Annotated in this window: 18 protein-coding genes, 1 tRNA gene and 1 CRISPR repeat array (1 of these 20 cut by a window edge); of the genes, 5 read left to right on the top strand and 14 right to left on the bottom strand. The window is 43.9% G+C overall.

What is annotated here, in order from left to right; all coding sequences use genetic code 11:
• A CRISPR array of direct repeats spans positions 1–373; the repeat unit is 36 nt; unit sequence GTTTGTTTCCCCTACAAATTTACACTGCTCTCAAAC; it reaches 649 nt to the left of the window's first position.
• A gap of 72 nt (positions 374–445) precedes the next feature.
• From csn2 to thyA, 9 genes are all read right to left on the bottom strand, one after another.
• Positions 446–967: a type II-A CRISPR-associated protein Csn2 gene (gene csn2 / locus H8R94_RS09790; protein ID WP_186854549.1), complete on the bottom strand. Its 522-nt coding sequence runs from the start codon at positions 965–967 to the stop codon at positions 446–448.
• The gene (gene cas2, locus H8R94_RS09785; RefSeq protein ID WP_243069561.1) at positions 964–1263 is read right to left on the bottom strand and encodes a CRISPR-associated endonuclease Cas2; all 300 of its coding nucleotides are present in this window, start codon (positions 1261–1263) and stop codon (positions 964–966) included. The genes csn2 and cas2 overlap by 4 nt, the downstream gene beginning before the upstream one ends.
• Positions 1264–1308: 45 nt before the next feature.
• Positions 1309–2181: a type II CRISPR-associated endonuclease Cas1 gene (gene cas1 / locus H8R94_RS09780; protein WP_186854548.1), complete on the bottom strand. Its 873-nt coding sequence runs from the start codon at positions 2179–2181 to the stop codon at positions 1309–1311.
• Positions 2178–6254, bottom strand: a complete 4077-nt coding sequence (cas9, locus tag H8R94_RS09775; RefSeq protein ID WP_186854547.1) for a type II CRISPR RNA-guided endonuclease Cas9 — start codon at positions 6252–6254, stop codon at positions 2178–2180. The genes cas1 and cas9 overlap by 4 nt, the downstream gene beginning before the upstream one ends.
• Before the next feature lie 248 nt (positions 6255–6502).
• The gene (locus H8R94_RS09770; protein WP_186854546.1) at positions 6503–7804 is read right to left on the bottom strand and encodes a cell wall hydrolase; all 1302 of its coding nucleotides are present in this window, start codon (positions 7802–7804) and stop codon (positions 6503–6505) included.
• Positions 7805–7818: 14 nt separating this feature from the next.
• Positions 7819–8334: an acetolactate synthase small subunit gene (ilvN, locus tag H8R94_RS09765; protein WP_118281885.1), complete on the bottom strand. Its 516-nt coding sequence runs from the start codon at positions 8332–8334 to the stop codon at positions 7819–7821.
• An 18-nt stretch (positions 8335–8352) separates the two neighbouring features.
• Positions 8353–10074, bottom strand: coding sequence for a biosynthetic-type acetolactate synthase large subunit (gene ilvB, locus H8R94_RS09760; RefSeq protein ID WP_186854545.1), 1722 nt, complete (start codon positions 10072–10074; stop codon positions 8353–8355).
• Positions 10075–10081: 7 nt separating this feature from the next.
• Positions 10082–10570: a dihydrofolate reductase gene (locus H8R94_RS09755; protein WP_118281773.1), complete on the bottom strand. Its 489-nt coding sequence runs from the start codon at positions 10568–10570 to the stop codon at positions 10082–10084.
• An 11-nt stretch (positions 10571–10581) separates the two neighbouring features.
• Complete coding sequence (thyA, locus tag H8R94_RS09750) at positions 10582–11430, bottom strand: thymidylate synthase (protein WP_186854544.1); 849 nt, start codon at positions 11428–11430, stop codon at positions 10582–10584.
• A gap of 175 nt (positions 11431–11605) precedes the next feature.
• On the opposite strand from thyA, the gene H8R94_RS09745 reads away from it, so the two are divergent.
• The 4 genes from H8R94_RS09745 to H8R94_RS09730 all read left to right on the top strand — a co-directional run bounded on the left by H8R94_RS09745 (position 11606) and on the right by H8R94_RS09730 (position 15264).
• Positions 11606–11848, top strand: a complete 243-nt coding sequence (locus H8R94_RS09745; protein ID WP_118281771.1) for a hypothetical protein — start codon at positions 11606–11608, stop codon at positions 11846–11848.
• A 168-nt stretch (positions 11849–12016) separates the two neighbouring features.
• Entirely contained in the window at positions 12017–12403 is a 387-nt protein-coding gene (locus H8R94_RS09740) for a GntR family transcriptional regulator (protein WP_186854543.1), read from the top strand.
• The gene (locus H8R94_RS09735) at positions 12387–13286 is read left to right on the top strand and encodes an ABC transporter ATP-binding protein (RefSeq protein WP_186854542.1); all 900 of its coding nucleotides are present in this window, start codon (positions 12387–12389) and stop codon (positions 13284–13286) included. Before H8R94_RS09740 ends, H8R94_RS09735 begins: the two co-directional genes overlap by 17 nt.
• A complete protein-coding gene (locus H8R94_RS09730) occupies positions 13261–15264 on the top strand; it encodes a hypothetical protein (RefSeq protein ID WP_118281768.1) in 2004 nt (667 codons plus the stop codon). Before H8R94_RS09735 ends, H8R94_RS09730 begins: the two co-directional genes overlap by 26 nt.
• 132 nt (positions 15265–15396) lie before the next feature.
• Here the strand turns inward: H8R94_RS09730 and H8R94_RS09725 are convergent.
• Positions 15397–15469 (bottom strand) — tRNA-Gly (locus H8R94_RS09725).
• Positions 15470–15606: 137 nt separating this feature from the next.
• Between H8R94_RS09725 and H8R94_RS09720 the strand changes: the two genes are divergently transcribed.
• The gene (locus tag H8R94_RS09720) at positions 15607–16041 is read left to right on the top strand and encodes an FMN-binding protein (RefSeq protein ID WP_118281767.1); all 435 of its coding nucleotides are present in this window, start codon (positions 15607–15609) and stop codon (positions 16039–16041) included.
• Here the strand turns inward: H8R94_RS09720 and H8R94_RS09715 are convergent.
• From H8R94_RS09715 to H8R94_RS09700, 4 genes are read right to left on the bottom strand one after another with little or no spacing between them, the layout of a single operon-like run.
• A complete protein-coding gene (locus H8R94_RS09715; protein WP_186854541.1) occupies positions 16038–16580 on the bottom strand; it encodes a histidine phosphatase family protein in 543 nt (180 codons plus the stop codon). The two genes, H8R94_RS09720 and H8R94_RS09715, sit on opposite strands and share 4 nt — an antisense overlap.
• 32 nt (positions 16581–16612) lie before the next feature.
• Positions 16613–18430, bottom strand: coding sequence for a family 43 glycosylhydrolase (locus H8R94_RS09710; protein WP_178011253.1), 1818 nt, complete (start codon positions 18428–18430; stop codon positions 16613–16615).
• Positions 18427–20865 carry a glycoside hydrolase family 3 N-terminal domain-containing protein gene (locus tag H8R94_RS09705; protein WP_186854540.1) on the bottom strand — a complete coding sequence of 813 codons (2439 nt, stop codon included), beginning with the start codon at positions 20863–20865 and terminating at the stop codon, positions 18427–18429. Before H8R94_RS09705 ends, H8R94_RS09710 begins: the two co-directional genes overlap by 4 nt.
• A complete protein-coding gene (locus tag H8R94_RS09700) occupies positions 20843–23392 on the bottom strand; it encodes an alpha-L-rhamnosidase (protein WP_186854539.1) in 2550 nt (849 codons plus the stop codon). Before H8R94_RS09700 ends, H8R94_RS09705 begins: the two co-directional genes overlap by 23 nt.
• Positions 23393–23396: the final 4 nt, after the last annotated feature.

Genomic DNA, 23396 nt, shown 5'->3' with positions numbered 1-23396 from the left:
TCGTCAAACGGTTTGTTTCCCCTACAAATTTACACTGCTCTCAAACCCTTTGTAAATTCTAAGGCCGGACATCCAGTTTGTTTCCCCTACAAATTTACACTGCTCTCAAACGGATCAGTTGGTATAAAAACGGTGGTATTTGTTTGTTTCCCCTACAAATTTACACTGCTCTCAAACCCTCTGGATGAGAAGATTTCCGGGTGCTGGTTTGTTTCCCCTACAAATTTACACTGCTCTCAAACCGGAAGAATTGACAATCGCAGAGGGTGACGGTTTGTTTCCCCTACAAATTTACACTGCTCTCAAACAGCTATGGTGCTGATGAATTTGCCGAAAAGTTTGTTTCCCCTACAAATTTACACTGCTCTCAAACCTCAAATCATTCAAGAAAAATATCTGCGAAATATTTGCGTAACATTCATAGTTTATTGGAAACACTTTTATTTTAACATAAAATACATTGATCTGCATCCACTATAATTCTATGTTCTCGCTCTGAAATTGGATGTTCCATGGCATCTATGAATAAAACCGTATATCCACGATTTTGCACATCTTCAAAAAATTCTTCCATCTCTCCATCCGATAAATAACTTCTCAGATTGATCAGGAAAAACAACTTATTATGATCGTATATCTGCACCAGTTCAAAATAATCCAACAACTTTTCCCCCAGATTATCATAAACATTCTCCACTTCCACTCCTGCTGCCTTGATCAGGGATTCTATATTAACCTTTGAAAAACTTATATGGCCTGTCATCTCCGTGGATAATTCCAAAAGTAATTGCTCCCATTCTGCTACCAGGGTTGACATCTTCAAAAAATAATCTTCTCCTATTGCCCGTTGTTGCATCCGATTGACAATCTTTGTTATGAGTCCTTTTTGATTCTCAATCACGATTGTCTGGCAACACCCCGCTTCACACGTAACTGTGCTATCTATTTGTGGAATATATACTTTCATAGCACAACCAGCCTTTCCTCTGTATCGATCACATCGCCTGTATACTCTCCGACTACATAATCCATCTTGACAAATTGCTTTTCTGTTACAACCAGCGTCTGTATGATTCCCTGTGACGGTTTATTCTTATGAATAAGCAACTTAATCGAATTTTCCATAGATGGGCTTGTCATCATTTTGCAATATACAGATTCTTGCAACATAATAAATCCATTTTTTATCAACAGTTTTCGAAACTGCCGATATTGCCGTTTGTCTTCCGTTGTAAGTGTCGGTAAATCAAAAAAGACTAACATCCTCATAAATCGAAACCCTGCCATTTTATCTCCCAAATGCTTTCGCTACAACATACCATAAAACTTTATAAGCGAAGCATCTCCATCATTAATTGCATCCAATACGCTTTTTGTATATATCTTAATAGCATTCATTACAAACTGACTCTGTCCATCAATACTCACTTTTTGATCCATGATGCGCCACATTTCATGTTTTTCTTCTGTATCAAATTCCACCGGCTGCATTTGGTATACAAGCCGATCGACCAAAATACGAAATGGTTCCATCAGATCACTGGACAAATTAAAATGATTGAACATATTATTGTGAAAGATTCCCAATTGTGTCAAATATCCCTTCGCACTGATTTCCCGATTAAATGCCGAAAGAATCATGCTATAACCATAGTTTAGCGCAGCATTGATGGCTATATCGGCACTTCTGGTAAATTCCATTCCAAAAAGTGCATTAAAATACACCTTTGCAGCGTGTCCTTCACGATTCGTCGTATCCGCAAGTTCAATCTGTTCTGTATAACCGGATAGCATCCTTGCCTGCTCCGAACATCCTATTTCCAGGAGAAAATCTGCCTGTTTTCGTATTTTTTCACTTACAATATCTCGCCAGATACTATCTTTCACCGTCTGTTCCCACGCTATTTGTGAACGAATCTTGGCTGAACTGTCATGGCAACCATGATGAGGTACCAATTCCGCAATAGGATTTCGTTTTGCATCACAGAAGATTACTTTTATTTTCTTTTCCGTCAACGCCGCAATCAAGACACCTGTCATAGAAACTGCAGGATTCTCTATAAGAAGCACCGCTATTTCATCTAAAAGAACACGTTTTGTCTCCAATCCACGTACGACCAGATACCCCATCTTGTAATCTAATTTGGATTGACTTTCAATGACTACCACTCGCCAACTCATACATACTCCAAAATGTTATCCGAAACCACTTCCCACAATCCAGATGCCGATTGATCAATAATGCGTACATCTGAATAATTCTTTTTCCAGTTTGACATCGTGCTACTAAAACTTACTGTCGCAGCACTATGCGCTTTTCCACCTATTTTTTCCAGATTACATCCCGCCGTCATTCTGCCAAACACCTGATGAATATTTAACAACACCTGACACTGTTCTATTACATTACATCCTATAAACCGTTCCCTCCCATCTATAAGAAGTTGTAATGGAGAGTTGATTCGTTTTTTGTAAATGGTATTTTGCAATTTATCTATATAGAGGTCATATAATTTCAAATTATCCTCTGCCTGCACTACATCATAGTCCACATCATAAACGTATCGTGGGTTATTGGATACTTTTTCCGTTAACCTCTCTACTTTTTTCAGATAATACTTCCAATACTCATCCGATGAAAACTGCACAACCGGCTGTGCAATCAAACACTTACCTCCACTCGCATTTCCCGTGATACACACGCGGAATCCATCTAAAGACAATATGGTATTTACCTTCCATGGTCGCATTCCCATTGGGAAATCCACAATATCCACGGGCTTTCCCGTAATGCGCTGTAAACGATCTTTCGCATACTCTCTGGCAAATGTCGTGTCTTCCAGAAATCTCTTGCCATATAAAAGTTCCACCGACAATACCATTAAGGTCGACTTTTTTCCAGTCCTATACTGTACCGGAATAAAAAACATAACCCCCGCCTTATTGTAGCCACCATATTTTTCCGTTGGGAGTCCTGCCTTTAATGGTATCAAGTTTGCTCCCTTCTTTACTGGTTGCTGGTCGAATAATCCACCAGTCTTAAAACTTGCATACTTGGTAAAGTGAGCCGTATTCTTCTTTGCTGTTTTAAGTACTCGCGGTAACATTTCTTCCTTGTTCCAAACAATTTGATCCTGACATTTAACAGTGTGTGTAAATAAGGTTTTCGTCTTAACACTATACCTGGACTCGACACGGAACCATTGACGCGAAAATCGCATATGATACACATTTCCTACCACCACGTTCAAATACGCATCCACCGCATGATGCAGATCGTTATATGTACGTGATTTATACAGATCAAACTCATGTCTAAACTCAGAAACCAGTCCTGCCTTAGAATAAACAATTATCGTCTGTGGAAATCTTTCCTTCAGCAATTCGGCTACTACTTTTGTGGACTGCGACGTTTCTGTCAACTGACGGTTGATAAATCCATACTTTTCGTCCTCTGTAAATGGAGTTGAGCGAATCAGTCGTTTGTATTTTTCATCTGAAATGGTTCCCAAATGATGCCAGTATGCCCATGTACTTTGCATTTGGTTGCGAATTTCTGCTTTGATCGGATAAACATCTTGTTTTGCACCATTTTCCTCTGACAGCACTAATACCTTATTATTGATAATGCTGTCATCCTTAACATATGCCTGTGGATATATATGATCGATATCGTATTCTTTGGAACCTGCCATTAAACGCTCAATCGAGATAGGAGTTCCGCTATATGCCGATTTCCCGAATTGCATAAAATATAAAAACAACCGATCACTTTGCAAACGATTATCCACGTATTCGCCCATGGTCTCTAACTGATGTTTCAAATCGCGAACATCCTCTTCCCGGCACTTTGCATAATAATCCAGAATCTGCTGATAACGTGATTTTGTCCGTCTCCCTTTTTGCTCTGGTACTCCTCCTCTCGCCATCTCAACAAAGATTTTTTCAGGTGTTCCAAATGCTTTTTCAATATCTTTTACGATATCTAGGGTACGATATATTGGTCTTCTAACTGCATTTGATACATACATTTCATCTAAACGTTCTTCTAATGTCTGCTTTCTTCCCGTATAATACTCTTTTCTGCATGCATCAATTGTCTCTACAAAAGTATATCGTTCTGATAACAATTCCATCAGATTATCATTGGTTTCCCACATCATGTTGATAATGGTCGCTATCTCTCCTGTTGCTTTGCAAACCCCTTCCATGCCAGTTAGGAATTTGCGTGATAGTCTTCCAAAATCTTTGGTTTTTATTTTGCAAATATATGTGACATCTTCATCTGACAAATCCGGATAATTCTTTCGTAACCACTTTCCTACACGACCTTTATCTTCTGCATACGAAGATCTCTCAATAATCCGCTCCACTTCCTGTTCACTCAGTATCTTCTTATCCAACAATCGCTTGAAAGAAAGATAGGAAGATAATGATGATTTGATCGTCACATCAATTCCGCTCAGACTCTCTCTGTGATTTTTATCTAAATATCCATTACTGATCAAATAATCCTCAATCTGCTTTTTCTTTACACGCTTATATTTTAAGAAAAGACATGTATATAGTCCCTGCTTGGCTTCTACCGGTATCTTTCTACCATCTATTTTTAGATTATTTATCTCATTCAAAACCATGAACTTCTGATAGCATAAAGAATCCTTCGGCAAAACTGCTTCTCCTGGAAGATATGTACATTGATTTGTCATCTTTTTTATGAATGCTTCTTCGCTCGCATCATCATCGATCATGCTCTGAAAATTCCAAGGCAAAATTTTTCCTGCTTTGCGCTGAATCCATGCAAAATCAGAATTTGTATTCAGTGGTCCAACATAATATGGGATTTTAAACTTAAATACACTTAATATCTTATCTTTATTTGAAATTCCATCTTCATTCTGTTTTAAAAATGGTAAATACTTGCTTGCATTGTCCAGAATTTTCTTTAATTCATATTCATACAACTGATGCGGAATCACACGATTATCCGTATTTTTTTGTTTTGGCAAAAACTGTCGTAATTCCAGCCGCCCATACATCCCCTGATAAGCGGCTTCATCCTCCTCATCTGGCTGAATTTTCCCTACTATTTTTTCAAGAAACTTCGAGAAAGTTTCAACATCCGCCTTGCTTTTGACCTGGTCTGCTATATCTCGGTTGACATGATAGGAATAGGCCACATAGTTGTCATTTCGTGCTTCACGAAAAACCATATCATATTTTGTTGGACAATACTTACGTATAAAGTATTTTAATGTCTTAAGATCCGCTTTATGCTGCTCATATATTTTCACTTTTGCCTCCGAAATCGTTGTAATTCCGGATTCCGCATCTAAAACTTCTGCCAGTACACTCCAATCATGTAAATTGCGTAATACAGAAATCAGATCATAGTCATCTCCAATGTTGACCATGATCTCCGCCATTTTATCATCATCCATCTCAAGCGAAAGGGAGCCAAAGGCTTCATACTCATCTTTTCCATATAAATCCTGTAATTTACAAGTTCCTCCTGCCAGTAAACGAATAATATGATATTCACTGTATGGAAAAGTTTCGCTTACATTCTTGTTTGGCTTTCTATCATCCAACATAGATGCCGCTAAAAGATTATGTTTTTCTGTCACTCTCTCATGCTCTTTTAAAATCGCACCAATAGCCTGCGCATCTGATGACCACGGATTTTCAAAGCCATTATCTATAAAAAATCCCAGAAAATTCTGATATACTTCCTGAATATCTAGCAATGAATCCATATGTTCCACGCTGATCTGATTCAAAAAATGTCCTCTATGCGCAACTAACCATGCACATGCCAAATATACCTGCCTCACATCATGTTTCTTTTTATCATGCATTAAATCCGAAATAAGATGGTGAATTGTCGGATATTCTCCCATATATTGAACATCTGTATATTCCTTATCATTAAAGAAAATATACCTGTCTGCTGTATCTTCACGCCACAAATAACTCTCTGATAAACGTATAAAAAAGCGCGGATCAATCTTTGCAATCTCATCCGCAAAGATTTCCTGCAAAAGTTTCACTCTCTGTTGTCTTCGATCCAATCTGCGCCGCGCAGAGCGAAAATTTCTACGCTCATCACAAAGGGCAGCAGCACTAAACACATGACTCCCCCATGCATCACTCCCATGAAACTTTAACAAACGATATTCTGTGTCTGTCACAGCATAGCCCACAGAATCCGTTCCAATGTCCAATCCTAAATAGTACTTTTTCTCATTTTTCATTTGACATTCCTCCATCTTTGCGCTACCATACAAATGTAAATTGTAGTTCCCCTACAAATTTACACTGCGAGTTCAAATAAAAATTTATTCAATTCACTGGTTTTTCCAGCAGCACAGGGTGTGCTTAAAGGCTTCATATAGAAGTCTTTTTTTATTATAAACACTAATCAAAATTTAATAAATCATTTTCTCTTTCTTATAGCACAAAAACGCGGACACCTTCCCTCAGAAAAGTATCCACGTTTTTTCTAATTTGCTCCCCAATTTCTAAAGAACGCATGATTTCCAATCATAGTATATCCCGTGATGCCGTAATAATCAGCCCACTTCTTGGTCATGAAAAAGAGCCAGTCGCCCGACCGGTAGCCATTCAAAACCTGTCTGGCGGCATTGGTGCAGGATTCATTCGGTCCACGCTCCAGGATCAGGGCTAGATGCCCGTCTCGTACCGGCTGGAACTGGTTGGTCTGATAAATGACCCCCGATAAGGTATTGGGGAACAGGGAACTCTTGACTCGGTTCATAATAACGGTTCCGACTGCCAACTGTCCTGCATAGGACTCGCCTCCGGCTTCTGCCTGGATGATCGCAGCCATCAGTTTCAAGTCAGCATCCGAATAAGAGATCGAGCCACCGGTATTTTCCGTAGGAATCTGCGGTGTATTGTCCGCATCTCCTGCATTACCTGCATCGGATCCATCACTGCCGTCTCCACCTGTAGTTCCCCCTTGCTGCTGTTGTTGCTGTTGCTGCTGCAGGATCTGCTGTGCCAGGGCAGCCTGCGCTGCTGCTGCCTCTCCCTCTAATGCTGTCTCATTGTCCCGGAACTCTTGGATCTTGGCATTGTATTCTTCCACGGACATCTGTGCCGCTGATACTTCCCCCTTCTTGGCACTGTAGGCATTGCCGGCATCATTGACCAGATCGTCAAGTTCATCCTGCTTTGCAGAAAGCGTATCATTATAGGCAGAAAGTTCTGTCTTTTTATCACTAAGTGCTGCCGACTTTTCCTTGATGGTCTCCTGCAACTTTGCATAGGAGTTCATCATCTTTCGGTCATAGGAAGTGATAGAGGACACATACTCGGCTCTCTGCAAAAATTCTACCATGGAGCCACTCTCCAGAAGGGTGGTCAAAAGCGACTGGGATCCGTTCTCATACATGTATTGGATACGGGTCTTCATCCCCTCATACTGTTCAGCCTCTGCCGCCTCTGCCTCAGCCAGTTCCTTTTCCAACTGACTAATGCTGGCATTGGCAGATTCGATCGCATTTTGCGTATCCGTGATCTCCTGGTTGACGCTCTGCAAACGCTTGTTATATGAGTTATAGGTCGCGCCAAGATCATCTGCCTCGTCCTGAAGATCGTCAACAACTTTCTGTGCATCGTTCTTCTGGCTCTCTGCCTCGTCCTTTTTCTTTTTGTTTTCTAATTGTTCCTGTCTGATCTCCTCCAGAGACTTAGCGTAGACATTGCCTATGCCCCCTGCGCTCCACATCACGCAGAAACACAAGAAAAGAACCAGACACTTTTTCCAAAGTTTTTTCATATCAAACCTCATCTTTATCGGCAGGATGTAGAGATTGCCTCGATCGCAACCGCACCGCCCCGCACGATCTCAACCTTGCTCTTGAACTGCTTTTTCAAAAGTGTGATCAGATCGTCATTTCTGTGGTCTGTCAGCGTACATTCCAAAAGTACACTGTCCTCGCCGATGTCCGCCACTTTAACATTGCCATTGTTGACGTTGAAGACCTGCGCGATCCGAAAGACTTCTTCCTTGCCCTCATTGTCAAGCCCCTTGACCTTGGCATAAAGGATCTCTTTCATGTGCAAAGGCACATGCGTCAGGTCGATCACCTTGATGACTTCCACCATGCAGTTTAACTGCTTTTTGATCTGTTCAAAGGTGATGTCATCACTGGTAACACAAATAGTCATGCGCGAGACATCTTCATGCTCGGTCGTGCCAACGGTAAGACTTTGTAAGTTATAGCACTTTGCAGAAAAAAGGCCGGACACCTTCGCCAGAACGCCCACCTGATTTTCTACATAGAGTGCAATCCATCGATTTTTCATTCCCATATCTGACACCTCCTACTTCAAAATCATTTCGCTCATAGGATTACCGCTCTTTACCATAGGAAGAACAATCTCCTCTGTTGCAATCATAAACTCTATCACCGTAGGTGCATCTGTCCGCTCTTTTGCCTCAGCCAGCGCCGCTTTTGCCTCCTCCAAAGAAGTCACGCGCTGTCCATGCGCCCCATAACTCTCAGCCCATTTCACAAAATCCGGGACATATGGCGGGCACGCTTCATTCGGTCCCTTGCAACCGTCCGGACATCCGATCTGTCGGCGCAGACAGGTGATCTCATAACGCTTGCCATAGAACAACTGCTGCATCTGGCGCACCATGCCCAGATAATTATTATTCAAAATACAGATGGTCAGTGGCACTTTTTCGCAAATAGCGGTCGCCATTTCCTGCATGTTCATCTGCATGCCGCCGTCCCCCGTAATACAGACAACATCCTTGTCCGGTGCTCCGATCTTGGCGCCCACTGCTGCCGGGAAACCAAACCCCATCGTTCCGAGACCACCGGAAGTGATCATCTGCTTGCCTCTCGGCATGGTAATATACTGCGTTGCCCACATCTGGTGCTGTCCGACATCCGTCACGACAATTCCCTGTGGGTAAGTATCGTTGATGGCTTCCATGATCATCTGTGGCGAAAGTCCATGGTCTCGTCGCATTTCCAGCGGATTTTCTTCCTGCCACATGCCAATCTTTGCCAGCCACTTGTCCGTATTCTTGGCTTCTGCCCATTCCACCAGACGTTCCAGCGCGATCTTGGCATCCGAAACGACCGGCACATCCACAACGACATTTCGTGAAATAGAAGATGCATCAATATCCAGATGTACGATCTTTGCCTTTGGTGCAAATTCGTTCAGATCGCCCGTGATCCTGTCGTTGAATCTTGTGCCAACCGAGAAGAGAACATCGCATTCGCTGACCGCCATATTTGCGGCATATCTGCCATGCATACCGCTGTTCCCCACATATAGAGGATGGTCTGTCGGGATGGCTCCCTTACCCATAACGGTCGTGACAACCGGTATATGCATCTTTTCCGCAAAGGTCGTCAAAAGTTCCTGTGCCCCTGAGATATTAACACCGCCGCCTGCTAATAGCAAAGGCTGCTTGGCTGATTTTAAGATCTTGTACGCTTTTTTCAACTGCCCGATATGTACGGTCTCATTTGGCTTGTAGCCGCGGATATCCACATGATCCGGATATCCTGCCGGTCCGTTCTGGGTCTGGATATCCTTTGGGATATCGATCAATACCGGACCCGGCTTGCCGGAACTTGCGATCTGAAATGCCATCTTGATGATCCTTCCCAGATCCTTGCGGTCACGCACGGTCACACCATATTTTACAATGCTTCTCGTCATACCAACGATATCAACTTCCTGAAAGGCATCGTTTCCGATCAGGCTCTGCGGCACCTGACCGGTAAAGATGACAAGCGGAATACTGTCGTAATGTGCATCTGCGATACCGGTAATCGTATTGGTTGCCCCCGGTCCACTGGTCACCAGACATACACCGACGCGTCCTGTTGCTCTAGCGTATCCTTCTGCCTCATGGATCAGCGCCTGCTCATGGCGAGGCAAAACAACATGGATTGAATCCTGCTTGTACAACTCATCCACAATATCGGTTACCATTCCGCCCGGATAAGCAAAAATAGTATCTACGCCTTCTTCCTGTAATGCTTTTACAAATAATTTTCTTCCCGTGATGTCCATATTATGATCAACCTCTCTTATATATCTGATAGGTGTAGATTACATCAAAGTAAGTCTGCTCCTCGCTCTCCTCAGTCATCGACCATGCCGGATCTTTTTCCAGATTTGGCAAATGTGCGTCGGCTTCATAGGCATAATCGATCTTTGTGATATAGGCTGTATCGCAAAGATCCAGCATCTGCCGGTAAATACTGTCTCCACCGATCACATAAATATCCTCGGAATTATATTTTTGCAATTCTTCCTGCAATTCGTCCATGGAATGTACGATCACAGCTCCTTTGACCTCATAATTTGGATTTGCCGTCAATACAATATTGATGCGGTCTTTGAGGGGTGCCTGATTTGGAAAACTCTCTAAAGTCTTTCGTCCCATGACAACGACATTTCCTGTTGTCATCTGACGGAAACGCTTCATATCCTGCGGGATACGGATCAAAAGTTCGTTGTTCTTGCCAATAGCCCAATTATTGTCTGCTGATGCGATGATGTTCATATATCTACTCCTTATACTGCAATCGGTATGTTCTTAATCTGTGGTCCTGTCACATAATCATCTAAACGGATGTCATCCTCGGTAAAGGCATAAAAATCCTTGATCTCCGGATTCAGCCAGAACTTTGGTGCCGGATGCTGCTCTCTGGTGATCAGTTCCTGCACGAGTGGAATATGTCTGTCGTAAATATGTGCATCTGCGATCACATGTACAAGTTCTCCCACTTCCATATCACACACCTGTGCCAACATATGCATAAGCACGGCATACTGACATACATTCCAGTTGTTGGCGGCAAGCACATCCTGGGAGCGCTGGTTTAAAATGGCGTTGAGCACCAGTTTGTCACTGCCCGGTCTTGTCGTCACGTTAAATGTCATCGAATATGCACAAGGATATAAATGCATCTCTGACAGATCCTGATGTACATAAATATTTGTCATGATACGACGTGAAAAAGGGTTGTTTTTCAGATCATAAATCACGCGGTCTACCTGATCCATCATACCTTCTTTATACTTATGCTTTACCCCCATCTGATAACCATAAGCCTTGCCGATTGAGCCTGTCTCATCTGCCCATTCATCCCAGACACTACTCTTGAGGTCATGAATATTGTTGGACTTTTTCTGCCAGATCCAGAGCATCTCATTGGTACAACTTTTGATGGCTGTTCTACGAAGTGTGATAGCCGGAAATTCCTTTGACAGATCATAGCGGTTCACGACACCAAACTTTTTTACGGTATAAGCGCTTGTGCCATCCTCCCATTTTGGTCGCACCTTCTCTCCTTCGGTGCTAATTCCATTCGTAATGATATCATTACACATATCTACAAAAATCTGATCTGCTAGACTCACTTGTCATTTCCTCCCATCTTTATGTCAAATCATATATCATTTCAATCAATGTATAGCAATGCCATATTATTATTTATTGTAGCGAATTTATCCCAGGAGCGCAACAAAAGAAGTTGCCTTTTGTCGCAAAAAGGATTATATTTATAGAAGAAATTAATCGAAGGAGTAAGACAGAATGAGCCAGGAAAAAGTTGACTTACGCAAAGAACAGAAACACAACCGTAAGAAGATCCTCAAAAAGCAAAAGATGGAACACATCCTTCTTGCTGTAGGCGGTATTGTTGTGGCAGTCGCTATCGTTGTATGGGCAGGATTTTCTGCACACACAAAATACGAGGAGAAAAAGGCTGAAACCCCTACTTATTACAGTGTAGATACCTCAGATCTGACAGAGTATCTTTCTTCTTTGCAAGACTAGTTCATATACATATTGATACAAGACATACAGGCACTTCACAAATTCATGTTGTGAAGTGTTTTTTTATGCATTTTTCACAGGCTATTGACATATCCTAGCAAAGCGTGTTATAAGTGTACTAGTACAACTAATACAGTTTCAGAAATGGTAAAGGTGGTGATTCCTTTTATGATTCAACTAAACTATCGGGACTCCAAACCCATCTACGAACAGATCAAGGATGGCTTAAAGCGTCTCGTGATCACCGGAGCGATTGCTACCGATGAAAAACTTCCCTCCGTGCGCGAACTTGCAAGCCAGTTGGCGATCAATCCCAACACCATCGCCAAGGCGTTCCGTGAATTGGAGCAGGAGGGTTACATCTACACGATCACAGGCCGTGGCAGTTTTGCTGCAGACAGAAAAGATATTTCAGCCGGGAGGAATGACGAATTGCTAAAAAAATTTGACGAGATCGTAAAAGAACTTCTCTTCTTAAGCGAAGACAAGGAGCAATTAAAAGAACGCATTGAAGTGCTGGCAAAAGGAGGTGGCAAAGATGATTCAGATCGATAATGTTTCCAAATCTTTCCATGGCACACAAGCCCTCGACCATTTGCAGATGCATGTGCCTAAGGGTGCCATCTATGGTCTGGTCGGTCCCAACGGTGCCGGAAAGTCCACCATCATCCGTCATATCGTCGGTGCCTACCGCCCGGACGAAGGCGAGATCCTCATTGACGGTGAAAACATCCGGGAAAATGCGTCTATCAAGGAAAAAATTGCCTACATCCCAGATGAGATCTTTTATTTTGCACAGGCGACCACGCTTGATATGATGCATTACTACAAGGGCTTATATCCGAGTTTTGACGAGCAGTATTTTTATAAGATCTGCAAGTGTTTTCCTATGTTAAACCTCAAGAAACCTATCCGGTCTTTTTCCAAGGGTACCATCAAGCAGGTGGCATTTGTTCTGGCTCTGTCCATCCATCCTGCCCTGCTCGTTTTGGATGAACCGGTCGATGGCTTGGATCCGGTCATGCGCCGACAGATCTGGAGCCTGATCATGGGCGAAGTTGCTGATCGTGGGACGACCGTACTTGTCTCCTCACACAATCTGCGTGAGTTGGAAGACGTCTGCGATCACATCGGCATCCTAAGCCATGGCCATATCATATTGGAACGCTCTTTAGACAATTTACAGAGCAGTGTCACCAAAGTGCAGGTTGCCTTTGACGGCGATCTTCCACCGATCCCGGAGGGACTGCAGGTTTTACATTCCGTGACCAACGGGCGTGTTTCTACCCTGATCTTAAAAGGTCAGCCACGGGAGGCGCAGGAAAAAATGGCAGCCTTGCATCCACTGCTTTTAGATGTTCTTCCTCTGAGCCTGGAAGAAATCTTTATCTATGAAATGGAAGGAGAACATTATGAAGTCAAAAACATCCTTTTTTAACAAGACCATATACAAGAAAAATCTGACTCGCTTTGTGGCTTTTCCGCTTCTTTACTTTGCATTTCTTTTTATCAGTATGTCCTGCAATATGCTCGTAAACCGCCTGAATATGCAAAAGTCCCCGGACGCCTATATCCAGACCCTAAAAACACATCAGGATTTGTATGAAGGGGTGATGAACAGAAATGTACCAATCTTTGTTGCTATTTACATGATCTTAGTGACCTTGGCTGTCTTTTCCTATTTATACCAAAGACGGTCCTGCAACATGATGCATGCTTTCCCGGTCAACCGTAAGATCATGTTTTCAACCGGTATTGCTTCTATTTTGACGCTTACTCTCCTGCCGCAACTGGCAGTAACCCTGATCAATACCATCCTCTATCTTGTCTTTGGTGCCGGAAGTCTGGTATGGATTCCATGGTATTGGATGCTTTGCATGATTGCTTATGATCTATGCTTTTTAGGCATAGCCCTGTTTACCGCCATGATCAGTGGACAGTTAATTACAAATTTCATCTTCTACTGGATCTTCAATTTTATGTTTATGGCGGCTGAGGTCGTGATCCGCGTGCTTTTATCCTTCCTTTGTTTCGGTGTTTATTCTTCGGATATTTACCGGAACAAACTGCTCTGTATGACGCCGTCAGCCTATCTGCCGCATCATACCGGAATTTATATCAATGATGCCACCTACCGGATCTATCATATCCTGCCGGAGGCTCTGCCTACCCTGCTGGTCTATGCCTTAGTCGGCATTGGGCTTGCCGGACTCGCTTACCTGCTTTACCAGCATAAAGCCTTGGAAACCTGTGGTGATTTTATCGCAGTGCCATTTATGAAACCGGTATTTACACTGGGTATGACCTTTTTCGCCTCATTGTTGGCAACCGTCGGCATCGGTTATGCCTTAACCAATCTCCTTTCCGAGAATGAGACGGTATTTTTTATCAGCATCATGATCCTATGTCTCGGCATCGGTGTGATCCTTTATTTCATAATACAGATGCTGATCGACCGAACCAGACATGTATGGAAAAGGCGGTACATGAAATACTGCTGCATTTACACCGGCGTCATTTTCGCCTTCCTGCTCTGCGTGCGTTTTGATGTATTTGGTATCGAAAGACAGGTTCCGACAGCATCCGATGTTTTTGAAGTAGACATGACGATGGGAGAAACCACCTATGCTCTTACAGATGCCGATGAGATTGCGGATTTCATTTCGATCCACAAAGAGATCATAAATGAAAAAGAAGAACTTTTAGATTATTCCAGACATTGCAGCGAGCCTTATGGATTTTTGGATATTTCCTACCATTTAAAAGACGGCAGTTCACTGAGCCGTTCTTACCGTCTGCCGGATTATGCCGGCAAGTCCGAAGCATATCAGAATACCTGTCAAAAACTCCTGTCACTCTTTAACGACAAGGATGCCATCTTGACCCATGGTATTTCAAAAAACTATGCAGAACTTCAGGCAGAGGATGTGACTTTTTATCCTTTTGACGCCCCGGACGATGGATCTGAAGAAAAGACTTATACGAATGCCCAGTTGCAAAATCTCTATGAGGCATTTGTGCAGGATATTAAGGAAGGCAACTACAAGATCACAGATCTGGACGCCAGCGCGCCATGCTACTCGGATTCCTTCGCTCTTGTCCTAAGATCCCCGGAACCGATCCTGTTGGATCGCACCAAGTATTCCTTCTACTACACCGGTCGTTCTTCCTTAAGTTTATTTACAAACTACGTTAGCGTCACCGGCGCCCTGTCTCCGGTATCCAAAATGGCGGTCGCTGAGGAGACCAAGGAAGCCGTTGCCGCAAATGGAGATATGACCGCACATTTATATATCCACCCGACACCGGACTGCACCCATACCCTGCAGGCGATGATCGACATGGGCATGATCACAAACACCGATGATCTGACCCTATCCACAGCAGGGGAAGTCTATATGTTTACTGATGAGTAAAATATAAGTTACCATAATATAAGAAAAACCATCTTCGCGACCGCACTAAGCGGGGCGAGATGGTTTTTCTTTGTCTTAACAATCTCCTTATTACGCAAAAAAGGAACGAATCAAATTCGTTCCTCATACAAGAGCGACAGACGGGACTCGAACCCGCGACTTCCTCCTTGGCAAGGAGGTGCTCTACCAACTGAGCCACTGTCGCATTTATTATGTTGTGTCCTCTCCGTGACGACAAAAATTATTATATATAACCTTATATTGTTTGTCAACAAAAAAATTAGAATTTTTTTAATTTTTTTTCATATACTCTACTAGACACCGAAAACTGGGGGAATTATCGTGAGCAAGAAAACCAAAATCGTCGTATTTCATCTGAAAGAATTAATATATACTGCGGTATTTGCCGGTCTTGGCGTACTGCTTGTCATTCTCTTATGCTGGATGTTTTCCAGCCACGAGAAACCGGAGCCTGTGCAGGAAACCATCTACATGCCCGGCGTATATACTGCCGGATTTACCATGAACGACAGTGCCATCGAAGTCCAGGTCGTTGTCGATTCCAACCATATCAATGACATTTCCTTTGTCAATCTGGAGGAGTCCGTTGCAACCATGTACCCACTCATGCAGCCGGCGCTAAGTAACATCAGCCAGCAGATCTATGAGTCACAGTCTCTGGACAATATTACATACGAAGCCAACAACCAGTACACGACCGAGGTCCTTATGATGGCGATCGAGGATGCCCTCGACCATGCCAAAATAAAACCTTAGTCAAAATCAAATCTTGTCAGGCTGCAATTTTTCACGCCATATGAGGCATACTCCTCATTTGTCATATCGTGAAAATACGAACAGACCACGCGGGCAATGCCATTATGAGCAACGAGCATATAGGTCTTATCCGCCTCTTTGCCCAATTCATCCAAAAGATTGTAAATGCGCTGGGCTAACTGCAGCATAGACTCCCCGCCCTCGTGGCGGCATACAAACTGCTTTTTTGCCTCAAAGAAGTCCGCAGCATTTCTTGGCGAAGTTCCTTCCCATTTGCCGAAATTCTGTTCCACCAGACGCGGTTCCATGCGCATAGGCACACCTGTCATCTCCGAAATATGCCGCGCCGTCTCCGCAGCCCGGCTCAGCGGCGAATACAGGATCTCATCTATGACAATCCCTGCTTTGGCGATCTTCTGCCCGGTCGCAATTGCCTGCGCATGCCCCAGGTCTGTCAAGGCTACATCCGTCTGCCCGCAGATACGGTCTGCAACATTCCATTCACTCTCTCCATGTCTCACAAAATATACTGGATGCATTCTATATCCTCCTGTGTATAACGTTTTTACTATCATACCATAGGAAGGCAAATTTCTTTTCCATGCGTAATGCCATTTTTGTTAAAAGCATCCACTCTTACATAATAGGACTGCCCCTCTACGAGTGCTCCCACTTTATATGCCTGACATGCTCCCATAACCATACAACTATGATAAAGTTTTCCCGGTGCATGCCCCCATAAAATGTTATATCCACAAACGCTTTCATCTGAAACAGCAGATACTACCATATCTCTTGCATCGGTTTGTTCTACCTGAACCCTCGCCATCTCCGGTCGTTTACCATCCCCGTTTCCAAAGACTCGTATTCCTGAGACACTCGGTAAAACATGATAAGGCACATCTATGATCGTCAATTTGATAAAACGCAGATCTATGCCATCTTCAAATACCACATAATCATGCGGAAGGTCTGTCTGGGCTTGCCGCTTATCCGCCAAAACCGTCCAGTCCCTGCCATCCGCAGATCCCTCTAAGAGCCATCTTGTCGGATGTATATTGCAGTCTATATAACGTTCCATATCGGGTCCTGCCACCAGACTTCCCGGACAGTCTATCCTGTTTTCCATATCATCAGCAAAATTGATCTGCACCACATGCACATGATCACAGGTCTCCAGATCCAGACACAACCAAGGTTCTACATCCAGCTCTTTTGCTTTCCACCATGTCTGCACATTTTCGTCCACAACCAATGCCGCCTCATGTCCCTTTTCACACCCGGAGGAAGTCACCTTCGCCCGGTAACTGAGCAGATACCACCTCGGATCTGCCCATGGATCCTTTTCTATATCTTCTATAATATAAGGCCAATCACCGTATCTTTGGTTGCAATAGAGATTTCCCACATCATCAAAGCCTGCCGGCCAAATGCCTACTCGTCTTTCAAATACATGATTCTTACTAATACGCATGGTTGCCGTATGCCACCACTGACCCCGGCGATCCTGCATGGTAGATCCATGTCCGGCTCCCGGCAGGAAGCCACCCGGCTTATACGAAAATGGATTATTCTCTGCTAAATGAAAAGGTCCCAGCGGTGCATCCGCCACATAGACCCCATCCGCATAAACATTGAATTCCGCTCCCGGACAAGCATATTGTAAATAATATTTTCCGGCATGCTTTGTCATCCATGCACCCTCGATATAAGGCATTCCGGCATAGGTTGCCCGTATCATCGCCTTGTTGGCTTCCGGGATCTTATCTGCATCTTCTCCGCATTGATCTAAAAATTCCTGAAATAGGGCATCAATCTCAGCCTGACTCTTTGGTTCTTCACAATGATCTTCCCCAAAGCGCTCATAACCAATATGATATGGGTCACCAAAGATCAAATCTTTTTTCTGGCCCATAGGTTCCATGGTCGCAGGATCCAACTCTATCCCCCAGATAGGTGTCGCATTTGCGCATCCCCAGTAAAAATAGAGTCTGCCATCATCATCCTGGAACAGGTTCGGATCCCAATAATCCATATAGCCCGGTATTTCTTCATACGGCCCATGGATCGGATCCTTGGTGCGATAAAAACTACACTTTACATCCCGGCTAGATGCCGTAAAATACAGATACTCACCTATGGCACGCACATCCGGTGCATAGTCATAAATTGGCATATTTTCTGGCAAAGGATAACTATCCCAATGCGCCATGTCCTCAGAGACCCACACCGAACCTGTCATAGAAGCAAACAGATAATATTTGCCTTGAAACATAACCATCGAAGGATCTGCCGCCTCCCGGTTGACTGTCATTTTATACCGATCCCGTGGATCCTTTTTAAACTGATAAGCATAGGGTACATTTACCGGATTACAATATACTCTCATTTGACCTCTACCTTTCCATAGAAACTTCTGTCTCTGCCATCAATCCATGCATTTTCTGTGATCCGAATGCTATCCTTCAGACGGATATCTTTGCTGGAGGCTCCGATCAAAAGATCAATATCACCCTTTTCTATCTTCCACTTCATATCCTTATCTAAAAATGCAAGTTGAGACGGCGAAATGTGACAGATAATCTCCTTTTCTTCATGCGGTTGCAAAGGAATACGCTCAAAGGCTGCCAATTCCATGACCGGTCTGGTACGGGATGCAAATCGATCTGATACATAAATCTGCACCACTTCATCACCTGCACAGTCTGACACATTTTTCAAGAAAAAACTACATACAATGTCGCCCATGGTATCTACTTCTCTATTTTCTATATGCAGATCCCGATAATAAAACTCTGCATAACTTAAGCCATGTCCAAACGGATAGCGCGGACTATGCGACATATCCACATAATTTGCAAAGCCGATACTGCCACTCTGTGACTCCGCAGACCCCCACGGATGATTGTAATAAATAGGGATCTGTCCGCTTTTATATGCTACCGATACCGGCAAACGTCCCGCCGGATCATTCTCACCAAACAAGGTCTGCACAATCGCCTCCGCACCACACTCAGCACCATTCCATGCCTCAAGGATAGCATGCAATTTTTCATCGGCTATATCAGAAGAAATCGGTCTACCAAAGATATGGACACCCACAAGCGGCTTGCCTATTTCCGCTGCCTGTTCAATAAATGCAACCTGACACTCCGGAAGATTGATATCTGTTGCATCCACACCTTCTCCCATAGATGCCAGAGAGCAGGTGCCGTATTTTCCTCCCAGAGTAAGAATTGCCAGATCTGCCTGCCCGATCATCTGCAATGCCTCATCAAATCCTGATTGATCCTGACCGGCAATATCATAGCCCTTGGCATATACGATCTCGCAGGATGGTGCATACGCTTTCAAATATTCCAAAAGAGACGGACAGTCCGGTTTCTGGGTACGCAAAATAGCATCATACTCTTCCCCCTGATCCAACTGGATATCAGTCCCCGGAACCGTTGGAATAGTCTTACCGGTCGTATTTTCAATCCCGGCAACCCCTGCAATACTGTTCGCCACCGCATAAATAGATTCCATCATAGATATGTGCGTATAACCGCCAAAGAACATACGCGCATTATCCGCATGGGGACCGATCACAGCGATCTTTTTTATCTTATCTTTACGTAAAGGTAAAATACCGTCGTTCTTGAGCAGTGTCATGGATTCCATGGCTGACTGTCTGGTCAGCTGCTTTCCTTTATCCGCCTTCCGATAAACATTTTCCAGTTTGTCATCCATAAGCGGGTAAGGATGTTCAAACAAACCCATGCGAAACTTGGCACAAAGGACACGATATACCGCCTGATCTAACACGCCAATATCCAATGCCTGATTTGCAAATCTTTCCTGTAATTCCTTGCCATAACCGGCAGGACTTGGCATTTCCACATCCATACCGGCAGCCAGTGCCATCTCCCCTGCATCTGCCATACTTTCACCAATACGCTGATAATTATGGCTATTTTCTATGCCACCATAATCACTGATGCACAGACCATCAAATCCCATCTGTTCCCGCAACAAGTCTGTCAAAAGTTTATGAGAAAGAGAAGCCGGCTCTCCATCAATGGAGCAATAGCAAGGCATGATTCCTCTTAATCCGGCTTCCTTGATCGCCGCCTGAAAAGGTTTTCCATATATTTCCTGTAAAAGTCTTTCGGGTGTATCACTATGGGTTCCATGGATTCCACCTTGCGAGTTATGAAATGCCAAAAAGTGCTTCGCCACACTTTCCGCCTGTCTGCCATCTACACTTGTTTCCTGAATTCCTTTGGTATAGGCTACCCCCATGGCACTTGCAAGAGCAGGATCCTCTCCATAACTTTCTCCCTGCCGACCCATGCGGGAATCCCTAGATATATCCAGAACCGGCGCCAGAATATGGGTAATACCACAAGCCAATTCCTGCTCGGCTACACAAGATCCTATTTGTTCTTCCAGATCCGGATCAAAAGATGCCCCTCTGGCAATACCGGACGGAAAACTGGTCGCCTCCTGGATAAAGGCTCCGCAAAGTCCCTCCATGTGAAAAATCGCAGGAATATGATGCGGGCTCTTTTCCATAACCAGCGTCTGCACATCTTTTACCCACTGCGCCGCGCCTTGTAAGGTCGGTATGCGCCGCATTTCCAAGGTACTGACCTCGCCGATACCATAAGGCACTCTCTCAGCGATCCATGCAAGATCCATGGCTTTTTTATCGAATGGGAAAACACAGTTGACCTGTGCCATCTTTTCTTCCAGCGACATATCCAAAAGCAGGTCTTTTGCCCTTTCTTCTACAGATCTCGTTTCATCCAAATAAATTTTATTCTTTCCATGTAAACTCATACTTTCCGTTCTCCACCATCTCAATTTCTTTATTTGCCAGTACTACCCGACAGCTTGTCCCCACCGGAACCTGCACTTGCAGATCATACAGATCATCCTCCCGCTTTTCCCAGCGCACACGGATGATCCCATAAGGGCACCTGTGCCAGCATTCAGCAAAAGTAAGATCGCCGCCCACCAATGGTTGTACCCGGAACCGGCGATAGCCTGCCTCCTCGGCTTCCAGACCGCACACCCTGCGGTAGAGAAAATCTCCGACAGCGCCATATGCATAATGGTTCATGGATCCTTCTTTTATCTCACCGGATTCTGTAATAATGTCCCACTGCTCCCATGTCGTTGTGGCACCTTTTCGGATCTGATATAGCCATGACGGATTGGTGTCCTCCAGTAAAAGTTTGTATGCCTCTTTTACATAACCATGATCCGCAAGCGCAAACAATAAATAAGGTGTTGCCGTAAATCCTGTCTTCAGATGTCCACCATCCGCCTGGATACACTTCCACAGTTCTTCTACCATTGTCTGATTGACCTTCTCAGCCTTTGCCAAGGAAAAATATAAAGGCAAGACATAGCCCGTCTGAAAAGCCTCCGTGTCCGGCATTTTCCCCTTGCCCTGCATAAACTTATCTATATAAGTGTCTGCTACTTTCTCACCTAATCTCCGGTATTCATCCGCATCCCGGTCTTTTCCCAGAATCCGTGCAATTTTTTCCATATAATCACAGGCATGCGCATAATAGGCAGTTCCCGTCCATTTTCCTTTTGCAAGCCAGTCCGGCAGGCTGCCATAAGGTGCACACCAGTCACCAAATTGAAATGGGAGGGAAAATACATAAGGTGTCTTGTTGGCAAGAAGCCCCATATTAGCCCACCTGCGGACATCCTTCATGTATTTTTTCATGACCGGATACATTTCTTCCAAAATCCGCACATTTCCACTATAGCGATACAATTCGTATGGAACGATAATACAGGCATCTCCCCAGCAACTGGTCGTCATGCTCGGTGTGATACCTTTTCTAACGGGAACAACAAAAGGAATGGATCCCGTTTTTCCCTGCTCTGCCTTCATGTCCTTCAGCCATTTCATCAAAAAGTGATCCATGGCAAAATTAAAACATGCGGTAGAAGCAAACAAAGCAATATCTCCTGTCCAGCCCTGCCGCTCATCGCGTTGCGGACAATCTGTCGGAATATCCACCAAGTTACTTTTTCCGCTCCATACAATATTGTTCTGTAATTGGTTCAGATCCTCATTGGAACAGGAAAAACCGCCATCTCCCAGAAGATCGGAATAAACCGCCTGTACCTCTATCTGCATCTGTTCCGGCCGGATGCCTTTGACAGCAATATAACGAAATCCCATATAGGTAAAACGCGGCGAATATGTCTGTTCTCCATCCTTGCAGTGATATTCTATGATCTGCTTGGCAGAACGAAGATTTTGCACATAAAGATCATCACCATCCAGAACTTCCGCATGACGGATGGTAATGACATCTCCTGCTTTTGCCTGCACCGTCATTCTTATGACTCCTGCTAAATTCTGTCCAAAGTCATATAAAAATTCTCCATCCCTGGTCTGTCCGATATACTTTCCCGCAAAGATCTCATGTCCCAAAACAGGCTCTCCATAGCGAACCTGAATAGTTGGTTTTTCTTTCAACTGTGTGTCTTCTGCCTTTTTCCATGCGTAGACAGCACGGCTTGGATCTGCCTCATAAATCTCACCATCATAGAAATCTGCAAAAAGGTATGTCCCGCTTTGCGCCACTTCAAAGGACGCATCGGTACCGACACATTCACTTGTTCCATCCATGTATTCCACAAAAACGTCAGATAAAAAAGCCTGCCTGTCTGCCATCAAAAGAGATCTGCTCTTATTGGTATCCTGTATATAGGTAGACCGTCCCACTGCCCAGCCAGCGGCGACGATCGCCCGCAACTCATAAGTGCCCGGCTGGATATTTTCCAATGGGTAGATACCATATTGTAAATGATGATCATAATCCGTAAATCCCGGTGCAAAGTATTCTGTATTGATCCGTTTTCCATCCCAATACAGATCATAGATCCCTATGGCTGTTGCCATAACTTTCAAGGATCTTACCGACTTTTGCAAAATGATCTTTTTGCGAAATTCCAGAGGTCTCGGTGATAAGGGTGACGTATTAATGATCGATGAATCCGTGATCCAATTCCCCTTCCAAGGTAGTTCCATGCGACCTGTTTCAAAGGTCGCATGGGCTTCTGTATGGTTACCGTCTGTCGTTTTTACCTGCACACGGATCGTATATGTCTGCATCGGCAGGAGTTCTTCTCCCCCATAGATAACATAGGCGATTTCGTCTATTTCCTCCTGCCATCCATTTAAGGAAATACATGCCTTCTCTACACGAATCTTTTGTTCATCACTTTCCATGCAAAATCCAAGCACTGGCTTTGACTGATCCGTATAATAAATGGTATCTTTCCTTTCCAATAAAGAACGATAGTCGATCGTAATATCACTAATTTTAATCATATTT

This window comes from Roseburia lenta (assembly GCF_014287435.1).
GTDB classification, from domain to species: Bacteria; Bacillota; Clostridia; order Lachnospirales; family Lachnospiraceae; genus Pararoseburia; species Pararoseburia lenta.
Note: the sequence above shows the minus strand (reverse complement) of the source record. Positions and strands in the feature narration are given on the sequence as shown.